This is a genomic window from Roseibium sp. RKSG952 (assembly GCF_009711355.1).
Genome location: NZ_SMMF01000902.1, coordinates 17,254 through 42,499 on the forward strand (window position 1 = coordinate 17,254; position 25,246 = coordinate 42,499).

Annotated in this window: 26 protein-coding genes; 11 read left to right on the forward strand and 15 right to left on the reverse strand. The window is 57.2% G+C overall.

All coding sequences use genetic code 11. The features are described 5' to 3' along the window. Positions 1–44: 44 nt before the first annotated feature. Positions 45–890, reverse strand: a complete 846-nt coding sequence (locus tag E1297_RS16820; RefSeq protein WP_155140265.1) for a helix-turn-helix domain-containing protein — start codon at positions 888–890, stop codon at positions 45–47. Positions 891–1,172: 282 nt separating this feature from the next. On the opposite strand from E1297_RS16820, the gene E1297_RS16825 reads away from it, so the two are divergent. After that, positions 1,173–2,312, forward strand: coding sequence for a YHYH protein (locus tag E1297_RS16825; RefSeq protein ID WP_196223341.1), 1,140 nt, complete (start codon positions 1,173–1,175; stop codon positions 2,310–2,312). Positions 2,313–2,464: 152 nt separating this feature from the next. On the opposite strand, the gene cyoD is transcribed toward E1297_RS16825, so the two are convergent. From cyoD to E1297_RS16845, 4 genes are read right to left on the reverse strand one after another with little or no spacing between them, the layout of a single operon-like run. After that, positions 2,465–2,773, reverse strand: coding sequence for a cytochrome o ubiquinol oxidase subunit IV (gene cyoD, locus E1297_RS16830; RefSeq protein WP_155140269.1), 309 nt, complete (start codon positions 2,771–2,773; stop codon positions 2,465–2,467). A gap of 9 nt (positions 2,774–2,782) precedes the next feature. Beyond that, positions 2,783–3,394 (reverse strand): cytochrome c oxidase subunit 3, encoded by a 612-nt coding sequence (locus tag E1297_RS16835; RefSeq protein ID WP_209015824.1) that lies wholly within the window; start codon positions 3,392–3,394, stop codon positions 2,783–2,785. Next, the gene (locus tag E1297_RS16840; RefSeq protein ID WP_155140271.1) at positions 3,394–5,433 is read right to left on the reverse strand and encodes a cbb3-type cytochrome c oxidase subunit I; all 2,040 of its coding nucleotides are present in this window, start codon (positions 5,431–5,433) and stop codon (positions 3,394–3,396) included. Before E1297_RS16840 ends, E1297_RS16835 begins: the two co-directional genes overlap by 1 nt. Further along, positions 5,433–6,251, reverse strand: coding sequence for a COX aromatic rich motif-containing protein (locus E1297_RS16845; RefSeq protein WP_244327789.1), 819 nt, complete (start codon positions 6,249–6,251; stop codon positions 5,433–5,435). The genes E1297_RS16840 and E1297_RS16845 overlap by 1 nt, the downstream gene beginning before the upstream one ends. Before the next feature lie 533 nt (positions 6,252–6,784). On the opposite strand from E1297_RS16845, the gene E1297_RS16850 reads away from it, so the two are divergent. Beyond that, positions 6,785–7,108: a DUF2293 domain-containing protein gene (locus E1297_RS16850; RefSeq protein WP_155140275.1), complete on the forward strand. Its 324-nt coding sequence runs from the start codon at positions 6,785–6,787 to the stop codon at positions 7,106–7,108. Between the two features lie 83 nt (positions 7,109–7,191). Next, positions 7,192–8,589 carry a dienelactone hydrolase gene (locus E1297_RS16855; RefSeq protein WP_209015825.1) on the forward strand — a complete coding sequence of 466 codons (1,398 nt, stop codon included), beginning with the start codon at positions 7,192–7,194 and terminating at the stop codon, positions 8,587–8,589. Positions 8,590–8,615: 26 nt separating this feature from the next. Here the strand turns inward: E1297_RS16855 and E1297_RS16860 are convergent, their stop codons facing one another. Beyond that, a complete protein-coding gene (locus E1297_RS16860; RefSeq protein ID WP_155140277.1) occupies positions 8,616–9,239 on the reverse strand; it encodes an MOSC domain-containing protein in 624 nt (207 codons plus the stop codon). Positions 9,240–9,440: 201 nt separating this feature from the next. Next, positions 9,441–10,334: a hypothetical protein gene (locus tag E1297_RS16865; protein ID WP_155140280.1), complete on the reverse strand. Its 894-nt coding sequence runs from the start codon at positions 10,332–10,334 to the stop codon at positions 9,441–9,443. Between the two features lie 199 nt (positions 10,335–10,533). Between E1297_RS16865 and E1297_RS16870 the strand changes: the two genes are divergently transcribed. Next, positions 10,534–11,064, forward strand: coding sequence for an aggregation factor core (locus E1297_RS16870; protein ID WP_155140281.1), 531 nt, complete (start codon positions 10,534–10,536; stop codon positions 11,062–11,064). An 81-nt stretch (positions 11,065–11,145) separates the two neighbouring features. On the opposite strand, the gene E1297_RS50325 is transcribed toward E1297_RS16870, so the two are convergent. From E1297_RS50325 to E1297_RS16890, 4 genes are all read right to left on the reverse strand, one after another. Then, a complete protein-coding gene (locus E1297_RS50325) occupies positions 11,146–11,859 on the reverse strand; it encodes a hypothetical protein (protein WP_244327790.1) in 714 nt (237 codons plus the stop codon). A gap of 241 nt (positions 11,860–12,100) precedes the next feature. After that, entirely contained in the window at positions 12,101–14,218 is a 2,118-nt protein-coding gene (locus E1297_RS51300; RefSeq protein ID WP_155140283.1) for an FUSC family protein, read from the reverse strand. Between the two features lie 37 nt (positions 14,219–14,255). Then, positions 14,256–15,263 carry an endonuclease/exonuclease/phosphatase family protein gene (locus tag E1297_RS16885; protein ID WP_155140285.1) on the reverse strand — a complete coding sequence of 336 codons (1,008 nt, stop codon included), beginning with the start codon at positions 15,261–15,263 and terminating at the stop codon, positions 14,256–14,258. A gap of 186 nt (positions 15,264–15,449) precedes the next feature. Continuing rightward, positions 15,450–16,070, reverse strand: coding sequence for a pyridoxamine 5'-phosphate oxidase family protein (locus tag E1297_RS16890; RefSeq protein ID WP_244327791.1), 621 nt, complete (start codon positions 16,068–16,070; stop codon positions 15,450–15,452). A 176-nt stretch (positions 16,071–16,246) separates the two neighbouring features. On the opposite strand from E1297_RS16890, the gene E1297_RS16895 reads away from it, so the two are divergent. Next, on the forward strand, positions 16,247–16,777 hold the full coding sequence (locus E1297_RS16895; protein ID WP_155140287.1) for an RICIN domain-containing protein: 531 nt from the start codon (positions 16,247–16,249) through the stop codon (positions 16,775–16,777). Positions 16,778–16,944: 167 nt separating this feature from the next. Then, the gene (locus E1297_RS16900; RefSeq protein ID WP_155140289.1) at positions 16,945–17,649 is read left to right on the forward strand and encodes a type IV pili methyl-accepting chemotaxis transducer N-terminal domain-containing protein; all 705 of its coding nucleotides are present in this window, start codon (positions 16,945–16,947) and stop codon (positions 17,647–17,649) included. Here the strand turns inward: E1297_RS16900 and E1297_RS16905 are convergent. Next, positions 17,640–17,861 (reverse strand): hypothetical protein, encoded by a 222-nt coding sequence (locus E1297_RS16905; RefSeq protein ID WP_155140291.1) that lies wholly within the window; start codon positions 17,859–17,861, stop codon positions 17,640–17,642. The two genes, E1297_RS16900 and E1297_RS16905, sit on opposite strands and share 10 nt — an antisense overlap. A 93-nt stretch (positions 17,862–17,954) precedes the next feature. On the opposite strand from E1297_RS16905, the gene E1297_RS16910 reads away from it, so the two are divergent. Together E1297_RS16910 and dmeF are read left to right on the forward strand one after the other, a co-directional pair. Beyond that, entirely contained in the window at positions 17,955–18,233 is a 279-nt protein-coding gene (locus E1297_RS16910; protein ID WP_155140293.1) for a metal/formaldehyde-sensitive transcriptional repressor, read from the forward strand. After that, on the forward strand, positions 18,230–19,198 hold the full coding sequence (gene dmeF, locus E1297_RS16915) for a CDF family Co(II)/Ni(II) efflux transporter DmeF (protein WP_155140295.1): 969 nt from the start codon (positions 18,230–18,232) through the stop codon (positions 19,196–19,198). The genes E1297_RS16910 and dmeF overlap by 4 nt, the downstream gene beginning before the upstream one ends. A 128-nt stretch (positions 19,199–19,326) precedes the next feature. On the opposite strand, the gene E1297_RS51305 is transcribed toward dmeF, so the two are convergent. After that, complete coding sequence (locus E1297_RS51305) at positions 19,327–19,785, reverse strand: ATP-grasp domain-containing protein (RefSeq protein ID WP_155140297.1); 459 nt, start codon at positions 19,783–19,785, stop codon at positions 19,327–19,329. Between the two features lie 89 nt (positions 19,786–19,874). Here E1297_RS51305 and E1297_RS16925 point away from each other — a divergent pair, with 89 nt between their 5' ends. Next, a complete protein-coding gene (locus E1297_RS16925; RefSeq protein WP_155140299.1) occupies positions 19,875–20,651 on the forward strand; it encodes a hypothetical protein in 777 nt (258 codons plus the stop codon). A gap of 313 nt (positions 20,652–20,964) precedes the next feature. Here the strand turns inward: E1297_RS16925 and ettA are convergent, their stop codons facing one another. Further along, positions 20,965–22,614 carry an energy-dependent translational throttle protein EttA gene (gene ettA / locus E1297_RS16935; RefSeq protein ID WP_155140304.1) on the reverse strand — a complete coding sequence of 550 codons (1,650 nt, stop codon included), beginning with the start codon at positions 22,612–22,614 and terminating at the stop codon, positions 20,965–20,967. Between the two features lie 340 nt (positions 22,615–22,954). On the opposite strand from ettA, the gene E1297_RS16940 reads away from it, so the two are divergent. Next, positions 22,955–23,308, forward strand: coding sequence for a hypothetical protein (locus E1297_RS16940; RefSeq protein WP_155140306.1), 354 nt, complete (start codon positions 22,955–22,957; stop codon positions 23,306–23,308). A 45-nt stretch (positions 23,309–23,353) separates the two neighbouring features. Here the strand turns inward: E1297_RS16940 and E1297_RS16945 are convergent, their stop codons facing one another. Further along, entirely contained in the window at positions 23,354–23,842 is a 489-nt protein-coding gene (locus tag E1297_RS16945; protein ID WP_155140308.1) for a hypothetical protein, read from the reverse strand. 313 nt (positions 23,843–24,155) lie between these two features. Between E1297_RS16945 and E1297_RS16950 the strand changes: the two genes are divergently transcribed. Next, positions 24,156–25,037 carry an NAD(P)-dependent oxidoreductase gene (locus tag E1297_RS16950; RefSeq protein ID WP_155140309.1) on the forward strand — a complete coding sequence of 294 codons (882 nt, stop codon included), beginning with the start codon at positions 24,156–24,158 and terminating at the stop codon, positions 25,035–25,037. The last annotated feature ends 209 nt before the right edge of the window (positions 25,038–25,246 follow it).

The window sequence follows — 25,246 nt, forward strand, 5'->3', positions numbered from 1 at the left end:
CACCAGGGTTTCATGAAAGTGGCGCCCCCTCCAAGGAACCCCTCCTATAAAGCGTCACCGAGACCGCGCACAAAACCGCCCGCCTCATGCGATCTGATTTGCGCATGACGCACCAAATCGTCGAAATGGCTCGTAAACAGACGCACATGACTGGTGGCCGAAAATGCCAGATATCTCTGCCCCAGATAGATGGCCGCCCGCTTTTGCCCAAAAACGGTGAATGGCGCTGAATACCGGTCATTGGCGCCGAACAAGTGCAGGCGCAAAGACGGGTAATAGGTCTCCAGGAGATCTCCCATCCATATGAGCTGTGTCCGCCGCAGATCACTGGTCAGGCCGGACCATAACCCCTCTCCCCGGGCAAATCCCTCCAAAGCCTGGCGGGATACGGCGATTTCCATGTCCGTTTCCGGCCGGGTCAACAGCGCTTGCTGGTCACGAGTCCCGGTAATCGCCTGGCCGGGTGTGCGGTAGTCGGTCGCCGCATATTCATAAGCGAGGACCGCTTCTGTCTTCAGCACGTCCGGCAGGTTGGCCGGGACATGGCGGATTTTCGAGCCAGCCGCTTCCTTCTGCCATGCAAGTAGATGATCGTCCACGGGATTGCGGTCTGCCTCGGCAAACTGGACCGCGCGATCAAGGATTTCCGCCGCCACGCCCTGATGGGTAGACAGCCCGAGAAGCCAGTCAGCGGAGACGCTTAGGCTGGATGCAATGGACGCGAGTGCCTGACCGTTCGGCAGGCGCGGCTGATCTTCTGACAGAAGCTGGGAAACTGTGGACCGGTCAAGCCCTGCGGCGCGCGCAAGATCGCTGCGGTTCAGGCCCCGGCTATCCAGGGCACCTGCCAGACGCTCCCGAAACAAAAATGCACGTGATGTTTTATCCATGATGGATAATTGTCACCGAACAGGAATATTTTCAACACCGGTTCACCAAACCGCCAAGTCTCACAGCGCAGATTCAATCAGTCTGAACTTTCCGGCGAGCGCCAAACCTGTCGCCACCCACCGATAACCTTTTGTCGTCATGGCCCAATCTGGCAATAATCCGCATTGCCAACGCCGTTCCCTTGTATTGAAATGAATAGGCGGATGTGTCGCTTTTGTGAGACGACACCCGCGCGTCAATATCGTGATTTCAGCCTGCAAATCCCGCGAGGTACACGTGACATGAGGGCCCATCGACTACGTCAGGGCGCTGCTGCAGCAGCCCTTGGTATCTTCTGGACGTACGGACAAATTCATGCACAAAGCGCGGCCGACCTTGTTCAGGATGTTACCGACGACCCGAACAGCGTTGATATAACCAATGCGATTTTTACCAATATGATGGCGAATTGCGCCGACTATGTTGATGCATATGCTTCCAAGGTTACGGACCTGCAGCAGGACCGCACATTCAATGGTGCTGTGATCATCAAGAAAGACAAGGACGGCTGTACGCTCAGTTCGAACGGCATCCCCAACCACAATTTCGGCGGAGGGGTGAACAGGCCGTTTGCGGTCCCTGCCGGACAAATCGGGAAATCTTTCAATATCACCAGCGCCCCGAAATTCGCCAGCAGTCCTCAACCGCTCGTGAATATCAGCTTTAATGGCGTGTTTCTGAATGGCGTGCCGATCGATATCGTCGCCGCCGCATGCTACAGCCCGGACAGCCCAAGAGCCAATGCGGACGGGATCATAATGATCGGTTGCCGCTATACGCATCCCTGGCTCGTGGATCCGATGTCGCCCTTTTCACCGATCGAATTGGACAATCACCATGCCCACACCCAGCCGGAAAGCGGAACCGGACGATACCACTATCACGGCAATCCGGAAGCGATGTTCAACGTCACACCGGGTCCGGACGGCTCGCCGCTGATCGGCTTCGCGGCCGACGGGTTCCCGATATACGGCTCCTATTTCCGCGACGAAACCGGCACGGTCCGCAAGGCAAAGTCCGGATACACACTAAAGTCCGGCAAACGGCCCAGCGGTGACGGAAACCCCGGGGGAGACTATAACGGCCTCTACCGAGGTGATTATACCTTTACCGGACAGGGCGACCTCGACGAATGCAACGGCATGACCGTCAATGGCGTATACGCCTATTTTGTCACCGATGAATACCCTTGGATCATTGCGTGTTTCAAGGGAACAGCAGACGCCTCGTTCCGAAAACCGCCCCCGGACAGACGCGGCCGTCCCGGGAGACCGGGTGGCATGCGCGGACCGGGCGGGATGCCGGGTGCCCCAGACGGAATGCGTCCGCCTCCCGGGATGCCTGGCTTTCCGCCACCTCCACCGCCTCCACCCGGCCAGTAGCCCGGTCGAGGCAGCGAACTAACACTGGCCACGACATGCAAAGCCTGCAGTCCCGATCAGTCAGCAAAAGACGCCGCGCCAGTTTCCTCCGGCGCGGCGTCTTTTGTTTTGATTGATCCCAATCATTGCGCCAATTGGCACCCAGCGCTCCGTCAATAGCGCATGCGGTGATGCAAGTCGCTCATAATCCAGATACTTCCGCCAACCATCATGCCGATCAAAACGATCGCAAAGGCCAGAAAAAACAGGTTTTCCGCCGGCGTGGCCTTAAAGTCGACATGGAGGAAAAACACCATATGAACGATGATCTGCAGGACGGCGGCAACCGCAATCACCGTGTAAGCTGCCGTTCCTCCCAAAAGCCCGCTCCAGATAAGTGCAAAAGGAATGGCCGTCAGTATCGCCGCAAGCAGCAACCCGTTGAGATAGGTCACGCGGCTCGGTTGGCTTGGATGGATCATGACCTGCTCCTACAAGACGCCGGAAAGATAAACGACCGAATAGATGGCGACCCAGACGGCCACAAGGAAGTGCCAATAAACCGCCATTCGGATCACGCGCGAGCCGACCGGCTTGGTCAAACCCTTGACGATCACCTGCCCGAACAACACCGCACAGGCCAGTGTCCCGAAAATCACGTGCAGACCGTGAACCCCAAGCAAGGTAAAGAACGCGCTCAGAAACCCGCTCACATCCGGACCGGCCCCGCTCGCGATCATGCTGGAGAACTCGTAGACCTGAAGCACCGTGAAGGCCAGCCCCAGGACCACGGTGGCGGCCAGCCAGAGCCGCACCTGTGCGGCATCCTCTTCCATCAGCGAGACGACCGCCAATCCCATCACATAGGTCGCCAGCAACAGCAAAACGGTTTGTGCAAGGGTCAGGCCCAGATGGAAGACCTCCTGAGAAGTCGGTCCCGCAGCGGAATTGTCGCCAAGCACGGCGTAACTTGCGATCAGGAGCGCAAAGGTGATGGCATCGCCCAAAAGGAACAGCCAGAAGCCGAATTCGCGTGAGGCAATGATATGCGGTTCTTCATGCTTGAGCGCAGCTTCGGCCCGCTCCGTTGAGATCATGTTCATTATGCACTCCCTGGCAGCGGTTGACCGGACGCTTCGCCAACAGGGGCAAGCTCGCTCATGTCATGGAGGTCATCCGGACCCAGGGCTGCAAGACGTTCGCTCTCGATCCGCTCAACCTCTTCCTTGGGAATGACGTATTCGGTGTTGTCATTGCAGGCATAGATGATCATGCCCACCGCGCTGACAATGAGCGCCAAAAGGGCAAGCCACCAGATGTACCAGACAGCGGCAAACCCCAGAACAAAGGAGGTAATGCCCATTACCACTCCGACCGATGAGGGTTTCGGCATGACAATGTCCTCGTATTCGGCAGGCGGCTTGTAGGCTGTCCCCTCGATCTTCATGTCCACGAAGGCATCAAGATCCTTTACCGACGGGATTACCGCAAAATTATAGGGAGCCGGAGGCGATGAGGTCGCCCATTCAAGCGTGCGGCCGTTCCAGGGATCGCCGGTGCGATCACGATGCGAACCCCACTCCCGGATGCTGACATAAAGCTGCATGCCGATGCTGATCAGGCCGAACATGATGAACACGGCACCAACAAGGGCCACAACCAGCCACGGCTGCCAGGACGGATCCTGATACTGCTCCATCCGCCGCGTCATACCCATGAAGCCCAGCACGTAGAGCGGCATGAAGGCGAGATAGAAGCCGATGATCCAGAACCAGAAGGCGCGCACGCCCCATTTCTCATTAAGCTTGAACCCGAAAGCCTTCGGGAACCAGTAGTTCATGCCGGCAAGATAGCCGAACAGGGCGCCAGGGATCAGCATGTTATGGAAATGCGCCACCAGGAAGGTGGAGTTGTGCATCAGGTAGTCGGCCGGTGGCAGAGCCAGAAGCACGCCGCTGACACCACCGATGGTGAAGGTTACAATCGCGCCGATCGTATAAAGCATGGCCGGGTGAAACTCGATCCGGCCGCGATACATGGTGAACAGCCAGTCGAAAATCTTCACGCCCGTCGGAACCGCGATGATCATCGTTGCGATCCCGAAGGCCGCATTGACGTTTGCGCTCGCTCCCATGGTGAAAAAGTGGTGCAGCCAGACCGAAAAGGCGAGGATCGAAATCACCATGGTCGCGTTGACCATGGACACGTATCCGAACAGCCGCTTGCGGGAGAATGTGGCAACAACTTCCGAGAAAATCCCAAAGGCCGGCAGGATCAGAATATAGACTTCCGGGTGCCCCCATATCCAGATCAGGTTGGCAAACATCATCATGTTGCCGCCGTCACCGTTTGTGAAGAAGTGGAAGCCGAGCGTGCGGTCCAGCCACAGCTCAAGACCGACAACGGTCAGCGCCGGGAAAGCAAAAACGATCAGGATCGAAATACACAGCGTCGTCCACACGAACAACGGCATGCGAAAATAGGTCATGCCGGGGCAACGGTTCTTGATGATCGTGACGATGAAATTGATGCCCGATATGGTCGTGCCTATCCCGCTGAGCAAAAGTGCCCATATCCAGTAATCCACACCGACCCCGGGATTGTACTGGATCCCCGAGTACGGCGGATACCCGGTCCAGCCGGCGGTCGAGAACTTGCCGATTGCCAGCGAAATCATCACCAGAGCCGCACCGGCCGCGGTCAGGAAGAAACTCAACGAATTCAACATCGGAAAGGAGACGTCCCGCGATCCGAGCTGCAGGGGCAGGATGATGTTGATCAACCCGGACAGGAACGGCACCGCCACGAAAAAGATCATGATCGTGCCGTGAGAGGAAAAGATCTGATCGTAGTGATCAGGTGGCAGATAGCCCCCGCCATTCAGGGCGATCGCCTGTTGCGAGCGCATCATGATGGCATCGACGAAACCGCGCACGAGCATGATCAGGGCCAGCATCACATACATGATGCCGATGCGCTTGTGATCCGTGCTGATCAGCCATTCGGTCCAGACATATTTCCACGCGCGCAGATAGGTAATCAGGAGCAAGGCAACAATGAAACCGCCGACGGTAATGCCACCGGCCATCATCGCAACCCAACTGTAAAACGGCAATGCGTCAATGGTCAGACGTCCAAGCATCAGGCAGCACTCCCACGGCAAATCAGTTCAGCGGCTTCGCTTTCGTATGGGCCGACAATCGGCGCGTATTTGCGCAAGATGATCGTGAACAGGTTTGGTTCGAAACTTGAGTAATAGGTCACCGGATTGGCGACGCTGGGCTTTTGCAGGTCGACATAGGTCTGCGCGTCCAATGCGTTGGCGGAGGCGGCGACCTTCTCCCGCCAGGCGCTGAAATCCGCGTCCGTCATCGCATGCGCCTGGAAATATTGCTCGGAGTAGCCGTCACCACTGTAGAGCGTGTTGCGCCCGGTAAAGGTGCCCGGTTCGTTTGCGAGAAGATTGAGCTCCGTGCGCATGCCCGCCATGGCATAGATCTGCCCGCCCAGTGCCGGGATCATGAAGGAGTTCATCACCGTGTCGGACGTAATATCGATGGTCAGCGGCCGGTCGGCAGGAAACGCCAGTTCGTTGACCGTGGCGACACCCAGTTCGGGATAGATGAACAGCCACTTCCAGTCCTGCGCGACCGCCTGTACCTGGAAAGACTTCAGGTTGGGATCGATTTGCCGGAACGGATCAAGCTTCTGCGTGCCGGTGATCTGGAGATAGGCAATCACGATCACGATCAGGGCGGGCACTGTCCAGACCACGGTCTCGATCTGCCAGTTTCCTTCCCAGTGCGGCTTGTAGGTCGCATTTCCCTTATGCGACCGACGGTAACGCCAGATAAAGAAAATTGCCAGCAGGTAGACCGGAATTGCAACGATCATCATCAGCCAAAAGGCGTCAAACAGAAGATCACGCTGGGCCTGGCCGATCGGTCCGCTCGGGAACATGACCGGATAGTCCGACCGGCTGCAACCTGCTAGTAAAAGAAAAGAAACCAGAACGAAAAACCGCCTGGGCAACGATTGTAAAGCAGCTTTCAAAACCATACAGGCTACCTTCCCCCGATGTTCGGCCCCAAGGTCCGATTCGAACCATAGCGTGGTTACGCCGGGTTAAGAAGAGGTAATGTTGATTTAAAATTCATCTTCATTTTCAGCATGCCGGCACCAAATCTTGGTTCCGTATACGTCAATTCTGCACCGCTAGCTGCGGCATCATCGGCCAATCAGGTCCAGTTTATCACATCGGCGCGTGTGAGACCGCAGTCCCGTCCCAAGACACGCGTGTCTTATGACTTTTCAGCCAAACAGGCGAGAATGGAGCCGCTGGACCTCATTCCGGATGACTTGCTGAATGATGTTACCGCCGATCCAAGCGAAGCCCGGCGGGAGCCAGACGTTCGCGGCGCTATGTTGATTGGCTGGTACAGAAGCTCTAGTGCCATATATTCAATGGAAATCGACATATTCCCGGAGCTCTTATGGCAGGCGGCACAAAACGGCAGAAGGAGATGCGCAAGGCCTTGCGCGCTTTGGTACCGCGCGTCCCGCTTGCCGATGCCGAAGACATTTTGACGATCGCACTCGCCGGACACCTCCGGCACCTGCCGCCCTCGATCGCGCTATGGCAAGCGCTCTCGTCCCATATCCGGCACTTGCACACGGATTATGATCTGCTCCTGGGCGAAGGCTACGACCGCCATGCTGCCCGGTTTTTTGTGGTCGACGACATGAACGAACTTTTGCGGGAGTGGGGCTGCAACCGCCAGATCGATGAAACAGACGCCGGCATTTTTCCCGATTGACGATAGCCAGAAGCATATTGACCGGATAGGCTGCAGCAACTTTAACGATATCTCTTTCTACTTCTACCGCAGGCTTTTGTGTCATGGCGATTTTTAAAGGTTTGGGTCCCTTCCTGCTGGCATGTGTGTGGGGCGGTTTGGCCTTTGGCCAGTCAGCTCTGGGCGAGAACCGCATCTGGCTGATTGCCCCTGACGCCCCCCTGGTCGTGAAAGCGCAAATGACGTCCGGCAATCGAATCGATCAAATACGGCCCGATGCGCCGGACCTGGCGCACCGTGGCCCGCACCCTGTCGGGCGGTTGACCCTCAGCCTTACAAATCCGGACCAGATCGACATTCTGAATACCGGCGAAACCGCCCCACTGCCCCGCTACGACCGGCCGCTCACGGTCGAGGTGTTCTACCCCGCGGCCGCCAAAACAGCACCCGACCCGATCAAGACCTATCTGCGCGATGGCAAAACACCGGTCACGCTTCTTGGAACATCGACCCTGGATGCCGCGCCTCAGAGCGAAAGCGCCCCTTACCCTTTGGTCCTGATTTCGCACGGATATCCGGGCAACCGGTTCCTGATGAGCCATCTTGCCGAATCACTGGCCTCAAGGGGTTATGTAGCGGCCTCCATTGATCACACGGATTCCACCTATCGGGACAAGGCCGCTTTCGGCTCGACGCTGGTCAACCGCCCGCTGGATCAGCTTTTTGTCCTCGACGAGATGCAGCGCCTGACCGATATGCCGGGCGGCCCGCTGTCCGGCCTGATCGATACCTCGAAAACAGGGCTGGTCGGATATTCCATGGGCGGTTATGGCGCTCTGATCGCAGGTGGCGCCGGGGTGACGGAAAAATCGGTCGGCTATGAATGGGGCGCTCCGAACCGGACCCTTGCCCGGCATACCGCCGGATCGAAGACCCACGAATCCCTGATCGACCCGCGTCTTGCCGCGATCATTGCCATTGGTCCATGGGGCCGGGAACGGGATTTCTGGGACGCCAAAGGCATGGCCGGCCTGCGCATTCCGACCCTGTTCGTCGCCGGGAGCGAGGATGACATCTCCGGATACGAAAACGGCGTCCGCAAGCTCTGGCAGGAGGCAACCGGCACCGACCGGCATTTGCTGACCTTCCTGAGCGCCAATCACAATGCGGCCGCCCCGCTTCCAGCCCCGGCCGAGGCATTTGCATTCAGCGAAACACTCGGCTGGTACCCGTATGAACACTATGCGGATGCAGTCTGGGATACGGTGCGCATGAACAATATCCTGCAACACTTTGCAGCAGCCTTTCTGGACCTGCATGTAAAGGGCGACACCCAGAAGGCCGCTTATCTGAACCTTGTCCCGGAAGCCGAAATGGGTGTCCATGCTCTGGACGACGGCGGATTGCCGACGCCCGATCACAGCTACTGGACCGGTTTTGCAGATCGCACCGCCAAGGGTCTGCTGTTCGAAACCCTTCCCGCCGGTGCTCCCGCTCAATAACTCAGCCTCTGTTGTGAAGCGGCGGTTTAACCGGGCTGATAAATCCACTGTTCGGGAACATGCGCTGTCACGCTTTCCCCGGCGCGGATGGTCCCGGGCTTTTCAACAAAGCCGACAAGCCCGCGCAGGCGTTGGGCCACCTTGGGGAACAACAGGTCCAGCCCGTCGCGATCCGGATAGTTCGCTGCAATCGCCTTTCCCGCATACCGGCAGGGCCGATTGTCGCCATCGACCCGGATCACCGCTCCGCCTTCAAATACAAGACGGGTGCGTGGCGGGATCAGGGACAGGTTGGCAAGGCCCTTGACCAGGATGTTGCCGCCGATCCACTCCGCCTCGACAGCCCGGACATCCATCCTGCGTGCGATGCTCCGAAGCTCTTCTTCCGACAGGATCGACACCTGCCGCTCATTGCACATCTCCGTGCCGCGCGGGTAATAAGGCTCACGCCCGCCGGAACATCGGGTATAGCCGCCATGGCGGTCTCCCGGAATGCCTTCAAGCGTCAGGGTGAGCCCGGAAACCTTTCGGGTCTGAAAATCGTCTGCCTGCGGCGTTTGCATAACAGCACTGACATCGGCTTTCAGTTTGCGTGCCGGCGTGTGATGGAGCGGCGAAATCTGGTCTTCGCCAAAGAGATCTGCGGTCATGCCTTGTCCTTTCGGGTGCGGCCGCACACTAGCCCCACCAGCACGCCGGAACAAATCAAAGCATTTGATCAAGACCCCATGGTCCGGTGATGAATTCAAACGGACCCAGCCCCCCTGAATGCTGCCGGACCAACCGGCCGGATACACCCCCGGCATGATTGGAAGGCACGGACGGAACGGTCCGCCCGTGCCAAGAACAAGTCAGTTCAGGGGAACCGTACAGACCATTTGGGTGTGCGTGGAATTGACGTAGCAATTCTGCGGCAACGGGCCATTCGGGAGCGGGTAGTAATAATAGGTCGGCTGAGCCGAGTGCGCGACCGCCGCCCCTGTTGCCACCCCTGCCGCATAGGCAGCCCCCGGGTAGTAATATCTCGGGTAGTACGGGTTGTAGGGGTGATAGGGGTGGTACGGCTGATGCCATGCCCGGCACTGCGGATCCTGGGGTGCATGGGCGCAATATGGACCATAGGGCCAGAAACCGTGATATCCTTGGTGGTGATAATAGGGGGCGGCATGCGTGTGCGGATAGGGATGCGCGTGATGGACGGGCTGGTTATGCGGATGCCCGCCATGGTGATGGCTCTCGGCCCCTCCACGGCTTTCACCCCCGCCGCCATGCCCGCCTGAAGGGCCCGGTCCCTGATCTATAAAAAGCGCAATATTTTGTGCAGAAGCTGGAAGCTCTCCGCGCAAGACCCGCATAGTGTAGCTTACATTTTCGCCGTCCACTTTTGACGACATGAGTTCGATGAAAGCCGGAGCCTTGTCGGTCTGGCCCAGAATGCTGACAACGGCATTTGGCGGCTGATCGCCGAAGCCTTCCGGCGCCGTCCAGAAGTCGGCAAACGCTTCCTTGCTAAGCTGGCCGGCAACCCGATAGGGCCGGTCACTGAAATACAGGATCGTCGGAGCGGCACCGGTCAGGGTCATGCTCGACTGGCCGTCATAGGTCATGCCTGCTGCCTGCTGCACATAGTCATAGGTCGGTGGCGGTGTCGGATTGGCGTTGGCCGGAACCGTTTCCTGCGCCGCAGCCAGAGACGGCAAAAAGCCAACCCCTGCTGCAATGCAAAGTACCGTAAGACTTTTCATGATCCTCTCACTCCCATCTTGATGCCTGAACACGCATCCTTGTCAGTCATGTCCAGCCGCCGCCCGCAACGCGGGGACAGCAGCCTCCCAGACCCGAGGCACAAGTTAGACAATCCATTGCATCAGAACGACGGCAAGCTGCGCCGTTTTTGGTCCGTCATCATCGAACTTGCGTAACGGAATGAGTATCGGAGGAAAAATGATGCGACAATCCCTGACGCTGACGTCAACCCTTGTTTCAATCGTCTTGGGCGCCACGCCCGCAACTGCAGGCATTTCGATCGGATTTATCGAAAGCGCACCAAAAGACCGGTTTGTTGTTCTGAATACATCCACTTGCCCGACCGGCCCGATTACTCTGTCGATCGATCTGTCCGAATCTGCGGGAAATCTCATTTTCGATACGGAAGCATCAGGCGCCGGTGTGGAGGTGTTCCAACCCTTTGAATTGACTCGAGGGGCGGAGATGATCGAAACAATCCGGGCGCCACAGGATGGCGGTCACGCGCTTGAAATAACGCTGCTTGATCTTTTGCCCGATCAGCCTTTGGAATTCACAATAGACGTCGATGACACGTTGCCCGACAGCGCCTTGGGGCAAACCCGTGTGGCAGGTTCGGAGATTGCCGGCGGACGTGTTCAGGTCTCGGCGCAAGGCGCTGCGTCCCGGAACGGAACGTTTTCGGTCAATGGCGGAGCACAATTGGGGTTTTCCGGCTGCCTGTCGTAAACAGACCGAGGAAGCTGGCTTCCCTAACCAGCGCCTGTCGTGATGCCCCCGGGTGCCTGCCGGCACCCAGGGAGCTTTGCCCTAGCGGACGGGGCAAACCACAGCCGTATGCGTGGAATTGAGATAGCATCCCTGCTGGACCGGTGTGGAGTAGGTGTAAACCGGCGCCGGAGCGGGGGCCGGATTTGCGGCGCTCGCGATAATCGCCCCGGTTGCCAAACCGGCAATTCCGGCTGCGACGGCCGCACCTGCATTCGGACCCGGGCCCGGGCCCCGGCCAGGACCGTGAGGTGGGGGGCCCTGACGAATAATGTGGGTAGGAACGGGTTGGAAACCCTGATCAACGAACATCGACACGTTCTTGGCACTTGACGGAACGTTTCCGTCCACAACCTTCACCTTGTAGACAACATTCGAGCCGTCAACCTTGGACGACAAAAGTTCCAGCACTGCAGGCGACTGACCGGAATTGCCGGGAACACTGAGAGCCGCATTCGGCGGATCATTCTTGAACCCTGCGGGCGCTTGCCACATTTTCACGAAATCCGCTTCATTCACCTTTCCGCTGACACGGTATGGCCGGTTGGAAAAATACGAGACATTCGGTGCAGCCCCAGTGAGTGTCAGGGTCGAGTTGCCGTCGAACGTCATTCCGGAGGCCTGTTGAACGTAATCATATGATGGCGCCGGTGTCCCATCCGCACCCGTGGGCGCTGCCGGGACAGCTTGCGCATTGGCCACAACCGGCGCGAGACCAAGCACCGCCGCCATGCATATCACTGCTATTTTTTTCATGATTGAAATACTCCATCGGTATTTTTTGGCCCGTACCGATGGTCTTCAATGGGGAAGCGGTCCGGCTTGGGACCTGTCGGCACTGGGGCCGCGCCAGAGATGGATATTACGCTACGGAACAACAATGACCCGTTTACAATTTTACCGAAAATTCAGGTTAAGACTGCGCAAGAATTCGGTCATGTTTCTTGATGTAATTTGATAACATACTGATCAGGATGATCAAATCACCATCGTTGGCTCAACGTAGAATGAACCGGAACACCGGGTCCTCGGACAAGGCTTGAACAGTCGAAACTATCTTCCGGGCATAATACATCTGGTTGACCAGATCGATCAGGCTTGCGGCCTCGGTATCGTCATCCAACGGAAGCATGGCACGCCATTTTGCAGCAGTCTGTGTGAGATCCGGGATGGTTTCATGCGTCTCCAGCGCGTCGAAACTCTGGACGAGCAGGCTTTCCAGCTCCACGATCAACGGAACCCATTCCTGCATGCTTTTGTCTTGCAGAAAGTTGTAACGTGCAAGACAAAACAGTGCTGTATAATCGGCCAGCATTTCCAGATAGGACAAAAACTCGCGGCTTCTCAGCGCCGAGGCCGTCAGGATTACCTGTTCATCCCGAAAAGCGGCGAGTTGTGCTGCAAACTGGTTGACCTGCAGGACCAGCAAGCGCCCTTCTTTCACCGAAACAGCATTTCGTGAAGCTTCCTCAGTCATCAGGCGGCGCGCCTCGTCGAGGATGTCTACAAGACACCCGCGAATGCGTATGTCGGTCTTGATCGGAAAAACGACAAACGCAATCAACGCCCCCGCAATCGCCCCGATTGCGGTGTCGTAGGCTCTGGCCAACATGTCTGCCACGCCGATACCCGTTAACAGATGCAGGCCAAGAACGACGGAAAATGCGACCACCGCACTCCCGGCCACATAGTGCCGGTCGGTCGCCACGAACACAAGGCTGAAGCACACAAGGGAAATCACACCGAGAACCAAAGGTGCTTCTTTCCAAATCGCAAATGCACCAAAGGCAACCACAACGCCAATGACGGTTCCCAGGACCCTTTCGATGGATCTGCGCAAGGTCTGCCCGAGACTGTTGGACAGGACGAAGATGACAGTCATGGGAACCCAGAACGCGTGGTGCAGGCCAAAAACATGCGCGATGAAAACGGCAATGGCGGCTGCAATCCCGCCCTGCAACGCCAAACGCAGAGCGGGAACCGGCGCCGGTTTGGTTGCCGGAAGAGTGTCCATATCCCGCCGGGCGCTCTCCGCAAGGTTGTTTGGATCCGACAGGCGCAACAAGGCTGTCAGGGACTTGTACAGCCTGATGAGCCGGTAGCGGTCGTCTTTCGATCCCGCCCGCCCGATCGCCAGCCAATCCTGCAGCCGGATCTCTGACACGGCCTCGGAAGCCTTGCCGCCTCGGGTGACTGCAACAACGTCCCGAAGGGTAGCCTGAAAAAGGTGTGATGACACAACTGTCGGGCGCAAGGGGGCCGAAATTTTTTCAAGCGCATCCATCACAACCAGCAAAGCGAGCATACGCTTTGTTGCCCTTGCAAGAATAAGAGAGGGCTCAGGCGGTACGATCTCTCCCGTCTTTGCCGCCGACTCCACTGCAAGTCCGAGTTTCAGCCGTTTGGACATCAGCAGGGAACGGACATCCAGCTGCTCCGGCGGAGTGAACACACGCCCGCGCGCGATCTGGATCAGGTTGTCCGCAAGCTCTCTCCCATAGGCCCGTTCGACAGCCTGCAACACATTTTTGGGAGACGGCCGTGGAAACACCATCCAGACAAGCGATACGGTTGCAATCGCCGCTCCGCCCGCCAGCGGGAACCAGACCGCTTGCGCAAAGGTCGGATGAAAACTGACGATGATCAGCCACGCCAGCGCAATCTGGATGCCCAGACGTTCATAGAACGGTCCGTACCGGCGCAAATAAAACCCGAAGGCAATGACAAACACCCAAAGGGCCTGCAAGAGGATATCCCGCTCTCCGGGGAGCAGAAAACTCAATGGAATGATCAGCGACAAAACTCCGGTGAACACAATGCCGTTAAACCACAATTGGCGTTGCTCTGTCAGTCTGGGAGCCGGCAATGTGAAGATCTGCAAGATCATCGCGATAATGCCGGTGCTGGCGCCAAAGTCCGGCAGATCGCGGTAAGGCAGGACATGCTGAATGATCGTGCCTACGAGCCCGGCCAACATCATCGTGACGACCAGCTTGATGCCCCGGACCAGCCTGATCCCGCCCGGATCAAGCTCGGCAAAACGGTTCCAGAGTTTCCGGACACGCGGCCCGCTCATCACGGCAAACGGCAATTCATGCAAATTGGCAAAGGTCACGGTGTTGCCTCGGGCAGTGGGTCGGCGAAACAGAAAATTACCGGTGTGCTTTCCATTTCTTCCCGTTTTCGGACTGAACGCGCATCAATGCAAATGTCCCGATGATCGGCCAGTGATCGGACCCGGCGGACGGCCCGAGATGGCAGCTTAACGGAGTCGCGCCGCCGCGCACAAAAAAATGATCCAGTTCCAGGCCCGCGCCCCAGAAAGACGACAGCCATGTCGGGCGGGCGAGCCCGCCGCATGGCACCTTTTTCAGCCCCGTTCCACTTGCAAGGCTGCGCAGGCCGGGTGACCAGGACACGGCATTCAGGTCCCCGGCCACCAGAACAGGCCCTTCGGTCTCAAAAACCTGTCTCGTCAGCGTATGGAAGATAGCCCGTTGGCGCTCAAAAAAGCCTCTTGTGATGGGCGGCGGGGTATGCAGGGCGAACACTGTTACGCAGGTTGTGGTGCTGTCCGGACAATAACGCGCTCGCACGATGGCAGCCGGATTACGGCCCACCGGCACAATCCGAATGTCATGCGGAGGAAACCGTGACAGGACAATCGCGCTCGGACGCCCCTTGGTCGCGCGGTCCGGCAGACCGGCAACATGTGGCAGATCCGGAAAATACGCCTGCAATTCCGGAATTGGCGATGGCAGCTCGGTCAAAACGGCAAGGTCCAGCCACCCGTTCTCATGCTGTTCGGATACCGCCTTCAAAGCGCTCAGCTTCCCGAAAAGATTCGCCGCGGCGGCCTTGAACTGCCGTTGACTGTGTTCGGATCCCACTGCCCTGACGCTTGCCCGGTCTGAGAATACAAGGACATGACCAATCGAAAGCACGGCAAGAACCAGAGCCATCAGTCCAAGCCGCCAGGCTCGCGCCAACAAAAACGCGAACAGGAAAATCAGCCCCGCAATCGCGAGCTGAGTGTGAAAATGAGCCAGCAGATCCAAAGGCCAGGCGAGAGGAGCCCCAAGCGCCCCCAACACGCACACGGCATAGACCAACCACAGAACAATCAGGAACCGGAGCAGAAACAGTCTCCCAGGCGGCAAAGGACTTCATGTGCAAACAGGTCGCGAACACGACTATATGAACATCCGGGTCCGGATGACAGACCTTGCGATGGGTGCCATGGAAGCACAACCTGCCACTGGCCGCTGGCAAAGGCCGAAATGCGGATCCCGGCCCTGACCTGACCCCATGTTGGATCACGGGGTACAGCGCAGGAACGGTTGGTATTAAGACACGTCCGTGTCTTCAAACAAGCCGGTTGCAAAGCCGTCGATGCTGAACCGGTTCTTTTCACGCTGATAGGTTTCCAGTTCTTCCGGTGTCTTTTTCGCCCAATGCGCGGTCAGGTTCGACCGGTCCTTGCGATAATCGTAAAGTGGTACCCCCATGCCGCAGGAGTTCTGCACCAGATCAACCTCAAGAGACACCATCTGCCGCGCGCCCGCCGGTTCCGTATTGGCAAAGCGGTCTTGCAGCAGGTCCTGATACTCCGGCACGCCGCGCGGAATAATGCGGGCCTTGCCGTAAAGCCGTACGATCATGGGCGTGCCTTCAAAGGCGCAAAACATGATCGTCATGCGATCCGACAAACGCAAATGGGCGGCCACTTCATTGCTGCTGCCGGTCTGGTCGAGATAGACGGCGCGATTCGGCTGAAGCACCCTGAATGCGTTTGTTGGCCGGGGCGACACGTTGACCCGGCCGGTTGGCGCGGCGGTTGCGGTGAAAAAGATGTGCTGCTTTTCGACAAATCGAATATGCGCTTCGGTCAGCTCCGGGAACTGCTTGCCCATCAGGCCATCTCCAATCAGGACTGGATGCGAAACCTCCAGGAACCCTGAAGTCATTTCGTCCCTTGTACATATAAGGACCGCCGATTGAGATACATTTGCGCTTTTCGCAAGAAAATGCCTTCAAAAAGTCAATGGTTCCGGTGCAGTGGCGAATGCCAGCCACACCGGTATTGCCGCAAGGTCGCGTTGACCATAGGCTGACCGGAGATTCCAAAGATAGGACCTTCAGGATGCCGCACTCCCATCTAGCCGTTTCTTCCATCTGCCTTGTTCTGACCAGCCTGACCCCGGCCCTGGCCGCAGCACCGAACCTTCAGACGCCCCCTCCTGTGATCTATCTGTCGGACAATCTCGGCGAAAAGGACAATTTGGGCTTTTGCATCGATACAGTCGGGCGTGGCATGTCCGACCGCCTGCATGCCCATTCCTGCAAGCCTCAGGGAGGCGACGTTCAATTCCGCTACGATCCGGTCACCGGGCATATCATCTCCGCAGCCTTCGACAACATGTGCGCCCAGCTTCTGGACGAACCTGCACCAGGGGTGAAGCTTGGTCTTCAGCCCTGCTCCGACGACCCGCTGCAATCCTTCGCCTATGAGCCTGCATCCGAGGCGATCCATCCGTTCGAGATCAAATATCTTTGCCTCGGCAGCCCGGGCGACACCTATGCCGCAGGCCCTTATGAATCGAGAGCGTTGGAGCTGGTCAATTGCGATGCCACCCCGCCTGCCGAACGGCGCTGGTCCGTCGAGGATCAATAGGCAGGCCGACAAAACCAAGTAGGCCGGTTGCCGCCATCGCACGCGTTAAGACTTGGTAAAAACTGACATGGATGCTCCAATGTTTGAGCAGCCTGCCTAGAATTTGCCCCTTCTGAACCCGCAAAAAGAGAAACATAATCAACTATCGACTCTTGCGGGCAGTGATCATGGCGGAACAGTTCATCAAGGAAAGCACCTATGCGCGGCTGATCAACATTGCCGGCCGCCAACGGATGCTGTCCCAGCGGATCGGTCTTCTGGTGCTGTCGCTGATGCGCTCGAGCGCCGGTGAGAACGCAGCCGGACAATTGCAGACCGGTTTTCTGGACCATGCCGTCCGCGACTTTGGCCACGGATACGAGATCCTGCTCAATGGCGACGCCAGCCAGGACTTGCCGTCAGCCCGCTCCGGACGGATCAACCTTGTTCTGAACACGGCCGCCCCGGACGGGCAGACTGGGGCCGGTCTGATCGAAGCTTTCCTGAAGGAGGCGCATGCGGCCGCGGCTGCCCTGAAAGCGGGTGAACGGTGGCCGGAAGACCGGCTGACATCTCTGACCGGTTTTGTTCTGGGGCCCCTGCTGTCTACCCTTCAGGCATTGGTTGAAGCGCTCGAAGCCGATTTCGCAGACACGGTGCAGGCCCAGGCCAGCGCACGGTCGGAAGACATGGCGAAGGTCATGCAGGCGCTCAAGGAAATCCAGAAAGCGTCCCGTGTATCACGCATGGTCGCGCTCAACGCCAAGATCTCCGCCGACCGCGCGGGCAGTTATGGCCGCGAGTTCGGCGCGTTGACGGAGGAACTCAAGAAGATTTCCGCCGACATCACCACCAGTTCGCAGGATATCATCGCGCATCTTGATCACGCGTAGCCCCGAGGATCACCACCCACACACCACATGGCGCCACCGGGCGCAGGTATGCTTGGCGAAATGACTGTGAAAAAGCCGCCAGCGCACCGCTCACCACGTCCGACTTTGATCGCCGAGTTCTTGACCATGGTGACGCATGCGCCGGTAAACGCCACCACCAGGTTTGTGTCCGGACCGCACTCCTTCCAAAACGGGCAAATACCTGATTCCATCTTCGCATTCTGTTTGGCTGGTCCAAAAGGGTGACGAAACCGCAATCATCGGGCTCTTGTGCAGGCAAATTTTATAGGGTACCCCCCTATATTATGTCACACACAACACGTAACAAGACCAAACTTCGCGCAAGGGTCAATCGCCTGAAGGGGCAGATCGAAGCAGTCGATCGACTGCTGGAGGCCGAAGCGCCCTGCGGCGAGGTCTTGAACCTCGTCGCCTCGATCCGCGGGGCCGTGAACGGCCTGACGGCGGAACTGATCGAGGATCACATCCGCGAACATATTTCCAATCCGGACACCGATGAAAACAGCGACCGTGCCAACGGAGCACGGGAACTGATCGGCGTTATCAGGAGTTACATGAAATGAGCGAGACCTCCGCTCGTCTGGCCACGCCCCATGACCATGTTTTCCTCGGCGAAGGTCACGCCCGCAACGAGCGCCGCACCTGGCTGGTGATCGCCCTGACGGCAACGATGATGGTCGTCGAGATCACTGCCGGATCGATATTCGGATCTATGGCCCTCGTCGCCGACGGATGGCACATGTCCACCCATGCAGCGGCCATGCTGATCGCAGCGCTTGCCTATCGTTATGCCCGTCAAAACGCCCGGAACCCGCGCTTTACATTCGGCACGGGCAAATTCGGAGAACTGGCAGGATTTGCAAGCGCCGTGATTTTGGCGCTGATCGCGCTGCTGATCATTTGGGACAGCATCCAGCGTTTCTCCAACCCGGTGACCATCAGCTTTCCAGAAGCCATTTCCGTGGCTGTCGTGGGCCTCGTCGTCAATCTCGCAAGCGCATGGCTGCTGCGCGATGATCACGACCACCACCATCACGGCCATGGGCACCATCACAAGAACCATCATCACCACGGTCACGGTCATCACCATGCCCACAGGAGCGCAACAGACCGAAATCTGAGGGCCGCCTACATCCATGTTCTGGCAGATGCGCTGACCTCCGTTCTGGCGATTGCCGCACTGGTTCTGGCAAGCCTCTATGGCTGGATCTGGATGGACCCGATGATGGGCATCGTCGGCAGCCTTGTGATCGCCCAGTGGTCGTGGGGATTGATCCGGGACACGGGCGGCGTGCTTCTGGACTACATGCCGGCCGAAGAGGACTTGCCGGAAGAAATTCGCAAGGCCATCGAAACCGACCACGACCGCATCGTCGACCTGCATGTCTGGCAACTCGGCCCGGGCCACCGCAGTGCCATCGTATCGATCCGGTCAAGCCAGCCGAAAAAGCCCGCCCGATACCGGGAAAAACTATCCCATATCCATGACCTGTCCCACCTGACCATCGAGATCGAACCGGCCACTTAGCCAAAAAACAAAAAACCCCGGAGCAACGCTCCGGGGTTTCGTGTTCGATCGACCAAACCACGCACCGGGCCAACAAAAAGCATCACGAAGAGATCTCAAAGCAGACTGGGCATCGGGTTGGTATTGCTTCAGTCCCTATTCAACGCAGCCAATTCAGGCACCATCTTTTCGAGATCAGCTGCATAGAACCCCGCAGCGTTGATACAGTTCGTTTCCGGAAGCCGCAGGCCGGATTCAGTCCGGCAAATATCCGTCACACAGGCATGTGCATATCCTCGATTGCAGTCAACCAGCTCTTGCGCAGATTTCAGGCCGTCCGGTTCTATCTTCACACGGCAGGTGATGCAGGTTGATTCCTTGTAAAGTGAATGGATTACCCCCCTTCCGGCAACACCCCATATGCGCCACTTTCGCGAAATGGACCCTGGCTCAGGCAACATCATCACGGCGCCATGCCAAAGTGACCCTTCCGGGATTTCGTCTTCGCAGACCACGAGGACAAGGGGGTTTAATTCACAGCCGGAACCGGGTCGGCGCGTGCCGCTCATACGTCCCCTAGATTCCGAAGCAAAGGCGATGGCGATCATCGAGCGCTCGCTGCCAGTTCCGGACCGGCCCTATTGGGTACGCTGCCTGGCGGTAAAGCGGCCCTACGTCTGATGCAAGCGGAGCGGCATTGGGAGGACACACGCAGCTGCCAGAATCTGCTAGTACATGTCATAAATGGAGAACAGGCCGCTTAAAACTGACGGCTCTTCTGGCGTTTTGGAATGAAAACTGTTGGTGGGAATTATCTATGAAAAAGTGTTATATTAAGCACATTACAAATATAATAATTACGTTATTGACGGCAATGCTTCTGACCACCACTTCTTGTTTGGCGGGAGATTTATTCAAAGATGATTCTAACTCGTATATAGATCACATAGTTTCCACTATCCCCGATGAAAGTTACTATTCTGTTGGTGATGGAAACGTTCATTATCACATGTCGAAAACAAACTACCCTGATCGTGATCAGGAATTAATCACATATCTAGAGAGCCTTCCCCACTCCCCGAATAAAATTGTTAACAAGCAAATAGCGATCTTCAATACAAATAAATCCTACAATGATTTTTTAGAAAAAGAAAATTTACGGCCACTGAGGCTTAATGAATCGAATAGATACTGTGACATAATAAATATTATAGACCCAAAAAATAATAGATATGCTGCAATAGCCTTAGTAAGTCGAGATGTTAAATATTCAACATTCCTAGAATGCAAAAATAGTGTAATGTCTAAATTTCTTTCAATAAGTATCAACGGAATTGAATTTGACAAAGAATCTGATAAGACTAATTTTATAATAAATATTTCAAAATTAATTTATAGATGCTTTGATCAAATAACCAATTCAGTAAATGAGTCATGCATCAATCAAATTAATAATAAATTTTTGAAGAAATAATGAATTACCTTAGACAATTACCATCTGCAATTAAACAGCATTGACCTGACGGTTGCCGCTCGCCGGGGCGGGTTATGCATCTTTGGTTTTGAGTGGCGCTTTCTCCTTCTTCTGCTGGATTTCGGGCAGGCCTTCGCCGAAGAACCAGAGGACCAAGTCAGCATCGGTACGTTGTACCGATCCGAATGCGGGAAGGGGCTCATGGGTCATGGTCAACCAGGCCTGGTATTGCGCGATCAACTTTATGGTGCTGAAAAATAAAAAAACCCCGGAGCACCGCTCCGGGGGTTTCGTGTTCGATCGACCGAACCGCTTAACGTGTCAGCGGCTTGTACTTGATCCGGCGCGGATCGGCGGCGTGGGCGCCGAGGCGGCGGACCTTGTCCTTCTCGTAGTCCTCGAAGTTGCCTTCGAACCACTCCACATGGCTGTCGCCTTCAAAGGCAAGCATGTGCGTGGCCAGACGGTCGAGGAACATCCGGTCGTGCGAGATCACCACGGCGCAACCGGCGTAGTTTTCAAGCGCATCCTCGAGGGCCGCCAGGGTTTCGGTGTCGAGGTCGTTGGTCGGCTCATCGAGCAGCAACACGTTGGCGCCCTGCTTCAAGACCTTGGCGAGATGCACGCGGTTGCGCTGGCCACCGGAGAGGTCGCCCACCTTGGCTTGCTGAGCCGGGCCCTTGAAGTTGAAGGACGAGCAATAGGCGCGGGAGTTGATCTCCTTGCCGTCGAGATAGATGATCTCGTTGCCGTCGGAAATTTCTTCCCAGACCGTCTTGTTCGGGTCGAGCTTGTCGCGGGACTGGTCGACATAGCCCAGATGCACGCTGTCGCCGATGGTGATGTCACCATTGTCCGGCTTTTCCTGACCGGTCAGCATCTTGAACAGGGTCGACTTGCCGGCACCGTTCGGGCCGATCACGCCGACAATGCCGCCGCGCGGCAGCTTGAACGACAGGTCATCGATCAGCAGACGGTCTTCAAACCCCTTGGAGACGGCGTTGAGTTCGATGACATTGGCGCCCAGACGCTCGCCCACCGGAATGAGGATCTGCTCGATGGTCGGCTGACGCTCTTCCTGCATGGCCAGCAGGTCTTCATAGGCCCGGATACGCGCCTTGGACTTGGTCTGGCGGCCTTTCGGCGACATGCCCATCCATTCGCGTTCCCGCGAGATCGCCTTGGAGCGGGCCATGTTCTCGCGGCCTTCCTGCTCCATGCGCTTGGTCTTTTTCTCCAGATAGACCGAGTAATTGCCCTCGTAGGGAATGCCCTGGCCCCGGTCGAGCTCCAGAATCCAGCCCGTGACATTGTCAAGGAAGTAGCGGTCGTGGGTGATGATCAGGACGGAGCCCTTGAACTCACGCAGGTGACGCTCCAGCCAGTGCACGGTTTCAGCGTCCAGATGGTTGGTCGGTTCGTCGAGGAGCAACAGATCCGGCTCCGACAGGAGCAGCTTGCACAGCGCCACCCGGCGGCGCTCACCGCCCGACAGGTTTTCGACATCGGCATCGGACGGCGGGCAGCGCAGGGCTTCCATCGCCATTTCGACCTGGCTTTCCAGGTTCCACAGGTCCTGCGCGTCGATTTCGTCCTGAAGCTGGGCCCCTTCCTCGGCGGTTTCGTCCGAGTAGTTCATCATCAGCTCGTTGTAGCGGTCGAGCTTGGCCTGCTTGTGGGCAACGCCTTCCATGACGTTTTCCATCACGGTCTTGTTCGGGTCGAGCTGCGGTTCTTGCGGCAGGTAACCGACCTTGGCGCCTTCGGCTGCCCAGGCTTCCCCGGTATACTCCTTGTCGAGACCGGCCATGATCTTCAAAAGCGTCGACTTACCCGCCCCGTTCGGGCCCAGAATGCCGATCTTGGCGTCCGGGTAGAAGGACAGATGGATATTGTCGAGGACCTTCTTGCCGTTATAGGCCTTCGAGAGGCCATGCATGTGATAGATGAACTGGCGCGCCATGGGGGCTCCGCTTCTCCGCGTGTCTTTGCAAAAATGACGGGATTATTCGAGATTTCTCGGGCCGTGTTTTAGGGGATCTTGCGCCGCGGGGCAATGGGGGGGCGGACGATCAAGCGGGCCCCGGGACGAACCGCCCGCGGCTTGCGCGCAAATCCCATTGCCGTCTGGCTGCAACCTGCTCTCGAAACGACCAGCTTGCTGCACGATCCGGGGAAAAGAAACCTTGGCAAAAACAATAAGTTGTTTCTATTTTCGCAACTGAACGAACTTGCGGCAAGCGCGCCACCAACGGTTCGATTATATGCCTAAAGACGCTCTTCCCTCAAAACAGGATTTTCGAATGACTGTTCCGGTCTTCCGCCGCCCTGCCCTGCGCAATCTTCTGGCCTGTGGCATTTGTCTTGCAACTGCGTCCTGCCAATCGGAAGGAGCTGCGCCGCTGAGCAATGTCGAGCTGACAAAAGAGAGGCACTATGGCTGCACCTACATGTTGAAGGAATGGCGTGCCGAGCACCAACAAAAAACCTATTCCGCCTTTGCGCGCGGACGGGCCCTGTCAATCACCGGAATGGCTGGATGCGGAGCTGCCTGGAACAAGAAGACACAAGCAGAAGCGGACCGGATCGCCATGGAGAACTGCCGGAAAGCGGCAAGAAATCCGGATAGATGCTACATTTCCGACAGAACCCAATAGCCCCGAGATCAACACTCGACCGGGTGTTTCCAGCCTGGCCGCGTTTCACAAGGCAAGCCCGGGCCGGACCACACATATACGCCAATTGGATTGTGGCAGCGGCCGGTTTGCCGCCTCGTGCAGATAGATACCGGGGTCCGGTGTGCGATAATAGCGGACAGCAATGTCGCGGCCGGCCGCCGAATGCGCCCAACGGGAGTGCAAGATGTTCTGCTGCCGATCCAGCCACCAGCGCCCGTTCTCGGCGTTCCGGCCCATGATCTTCATCCGTCCAGCACCATCCGGATAAAACGAGAGTATGTAGGGATCATTGTCACACGGCGCCCCGAAAATGGTATTGCCGGGAAACACCGCCTCGATCCATGCTGCATCAATCGGTTCCGCGCCCGGGCGCAGGTCTGCAAACTCGTGGAATCTGGCCGCCAGAATGCCGTGAGCAGCCGCACATGTGAGTTTTTGGGAAATTCCGGGCAGTCCGGCAAGCCGCGCGATGGCGGAGTGCAGCCGTGACACCCGGTCCAGATTGTCGTTCATGTTCATGACCCGTATTGCAGCCCGGCAGGTCCCGCCGGACGCACTTCAAAAGCCCTCGTTTAGTTGGTGCTACCCCATCCGAATTTGTAGCTGCCAGCCATCACGTTCAAGCCTTGGGAGAACCTTTCAAGCAGCTGTTTGCCAAATCCGGCTGCCATGCAGGCAACATACGGTCTGCAATTATGCGTAAGGCCACGAGTTTGTCCGGAATGCTTCTAACCGGTCTTTCCCGCTGATATGCATAATGGACACCCCAATTGCACTCGGAGCAGGGCATTAAGCCGGTTCCCCCGCATACACAGGAGAGGTTGAGATGATCAATGGCGCGGTCCAAAAAATCGCATTATTGGGCCTTGGCAAGATGGGCTCCGCAATTGCAGACCGGCTTTTGGACACGGGCCATACGGTGCTGGTGCTCAATGGTTTTGCGCAGCAAAATGTCGACAAGGCCGTTTTGCGTGGCGCACACGCTTTCGACACGCTGGCCGAAATGGTGGGAGCAACCGATTGCCTGTTCCTTTGCCTGCCCTCCGCAGATGCTGTCGCACAAAGCGCTCCCGGGTGGCGCGACTGGATCAGACCAAAGCAACTGATAGTCGATCTGTCGACCTCAACCCCGGCGCTCACGCAGGAACTCTCCGCCTTCGTCACTGCGAAAGGCGCAGACTGGATGGATGCTCCGGTCAGCCGCACACCGGACGATGCACGAAACGGCAATCTGCTCCTGATGGTGGGAGCAACACCTCAAACCTTTCAAGCCCGCCGCACGCTTCTTGCGCAGTTTGCAAGCGATGTCCTGCATATGGGAGGGCCAGGCTCCGGGCATGCCTCAAAACTCGCCTATAATGCACTTGCCATCGGTTTCGGATGCCTGTTGGCTGAAACCTTCCGCTCCACCCAGGCGGTTGGCGTCCCTGATGACGCTCTTGCAGCCCTCCTGAAAAAAGGCGCTTGTGACAGCCCCCTGCTTACCATGTTCACCACAGCCCTTTTGGGCGAGGAAACAGCCCTTCCCTTCAAGGTCGCTGCCATGGACCGGCAAATGCGCGATTTTGCAGCCTTGGCAAATTCGGACCTCGCCATCTTCGACGCCGTTTCAAAGACACTCTCGGCAGCAAATGCAAATGGACTGGGTGATCGCATGATGACAATACTCGCGAAACCTGTCACGGCGTTACCGGACGCGGGCGGGTGATCGTACCGCCTCCTGTCCTATGGCCCCGGCAGTATGGCCAATACAACTCGTATGGTGGGCGCATATCATGATCAAGCCTTGGAAAATCCTGTCGAGCCGATACCCCGTGAACGACCGGTGGATGCGGTTAAGGGCAGACCGGTGCACCACAGAGGATGGCCGGGTCATTGATCCGTTTTATGGGTAGTGTCAAAGATCTTTCGCACTTT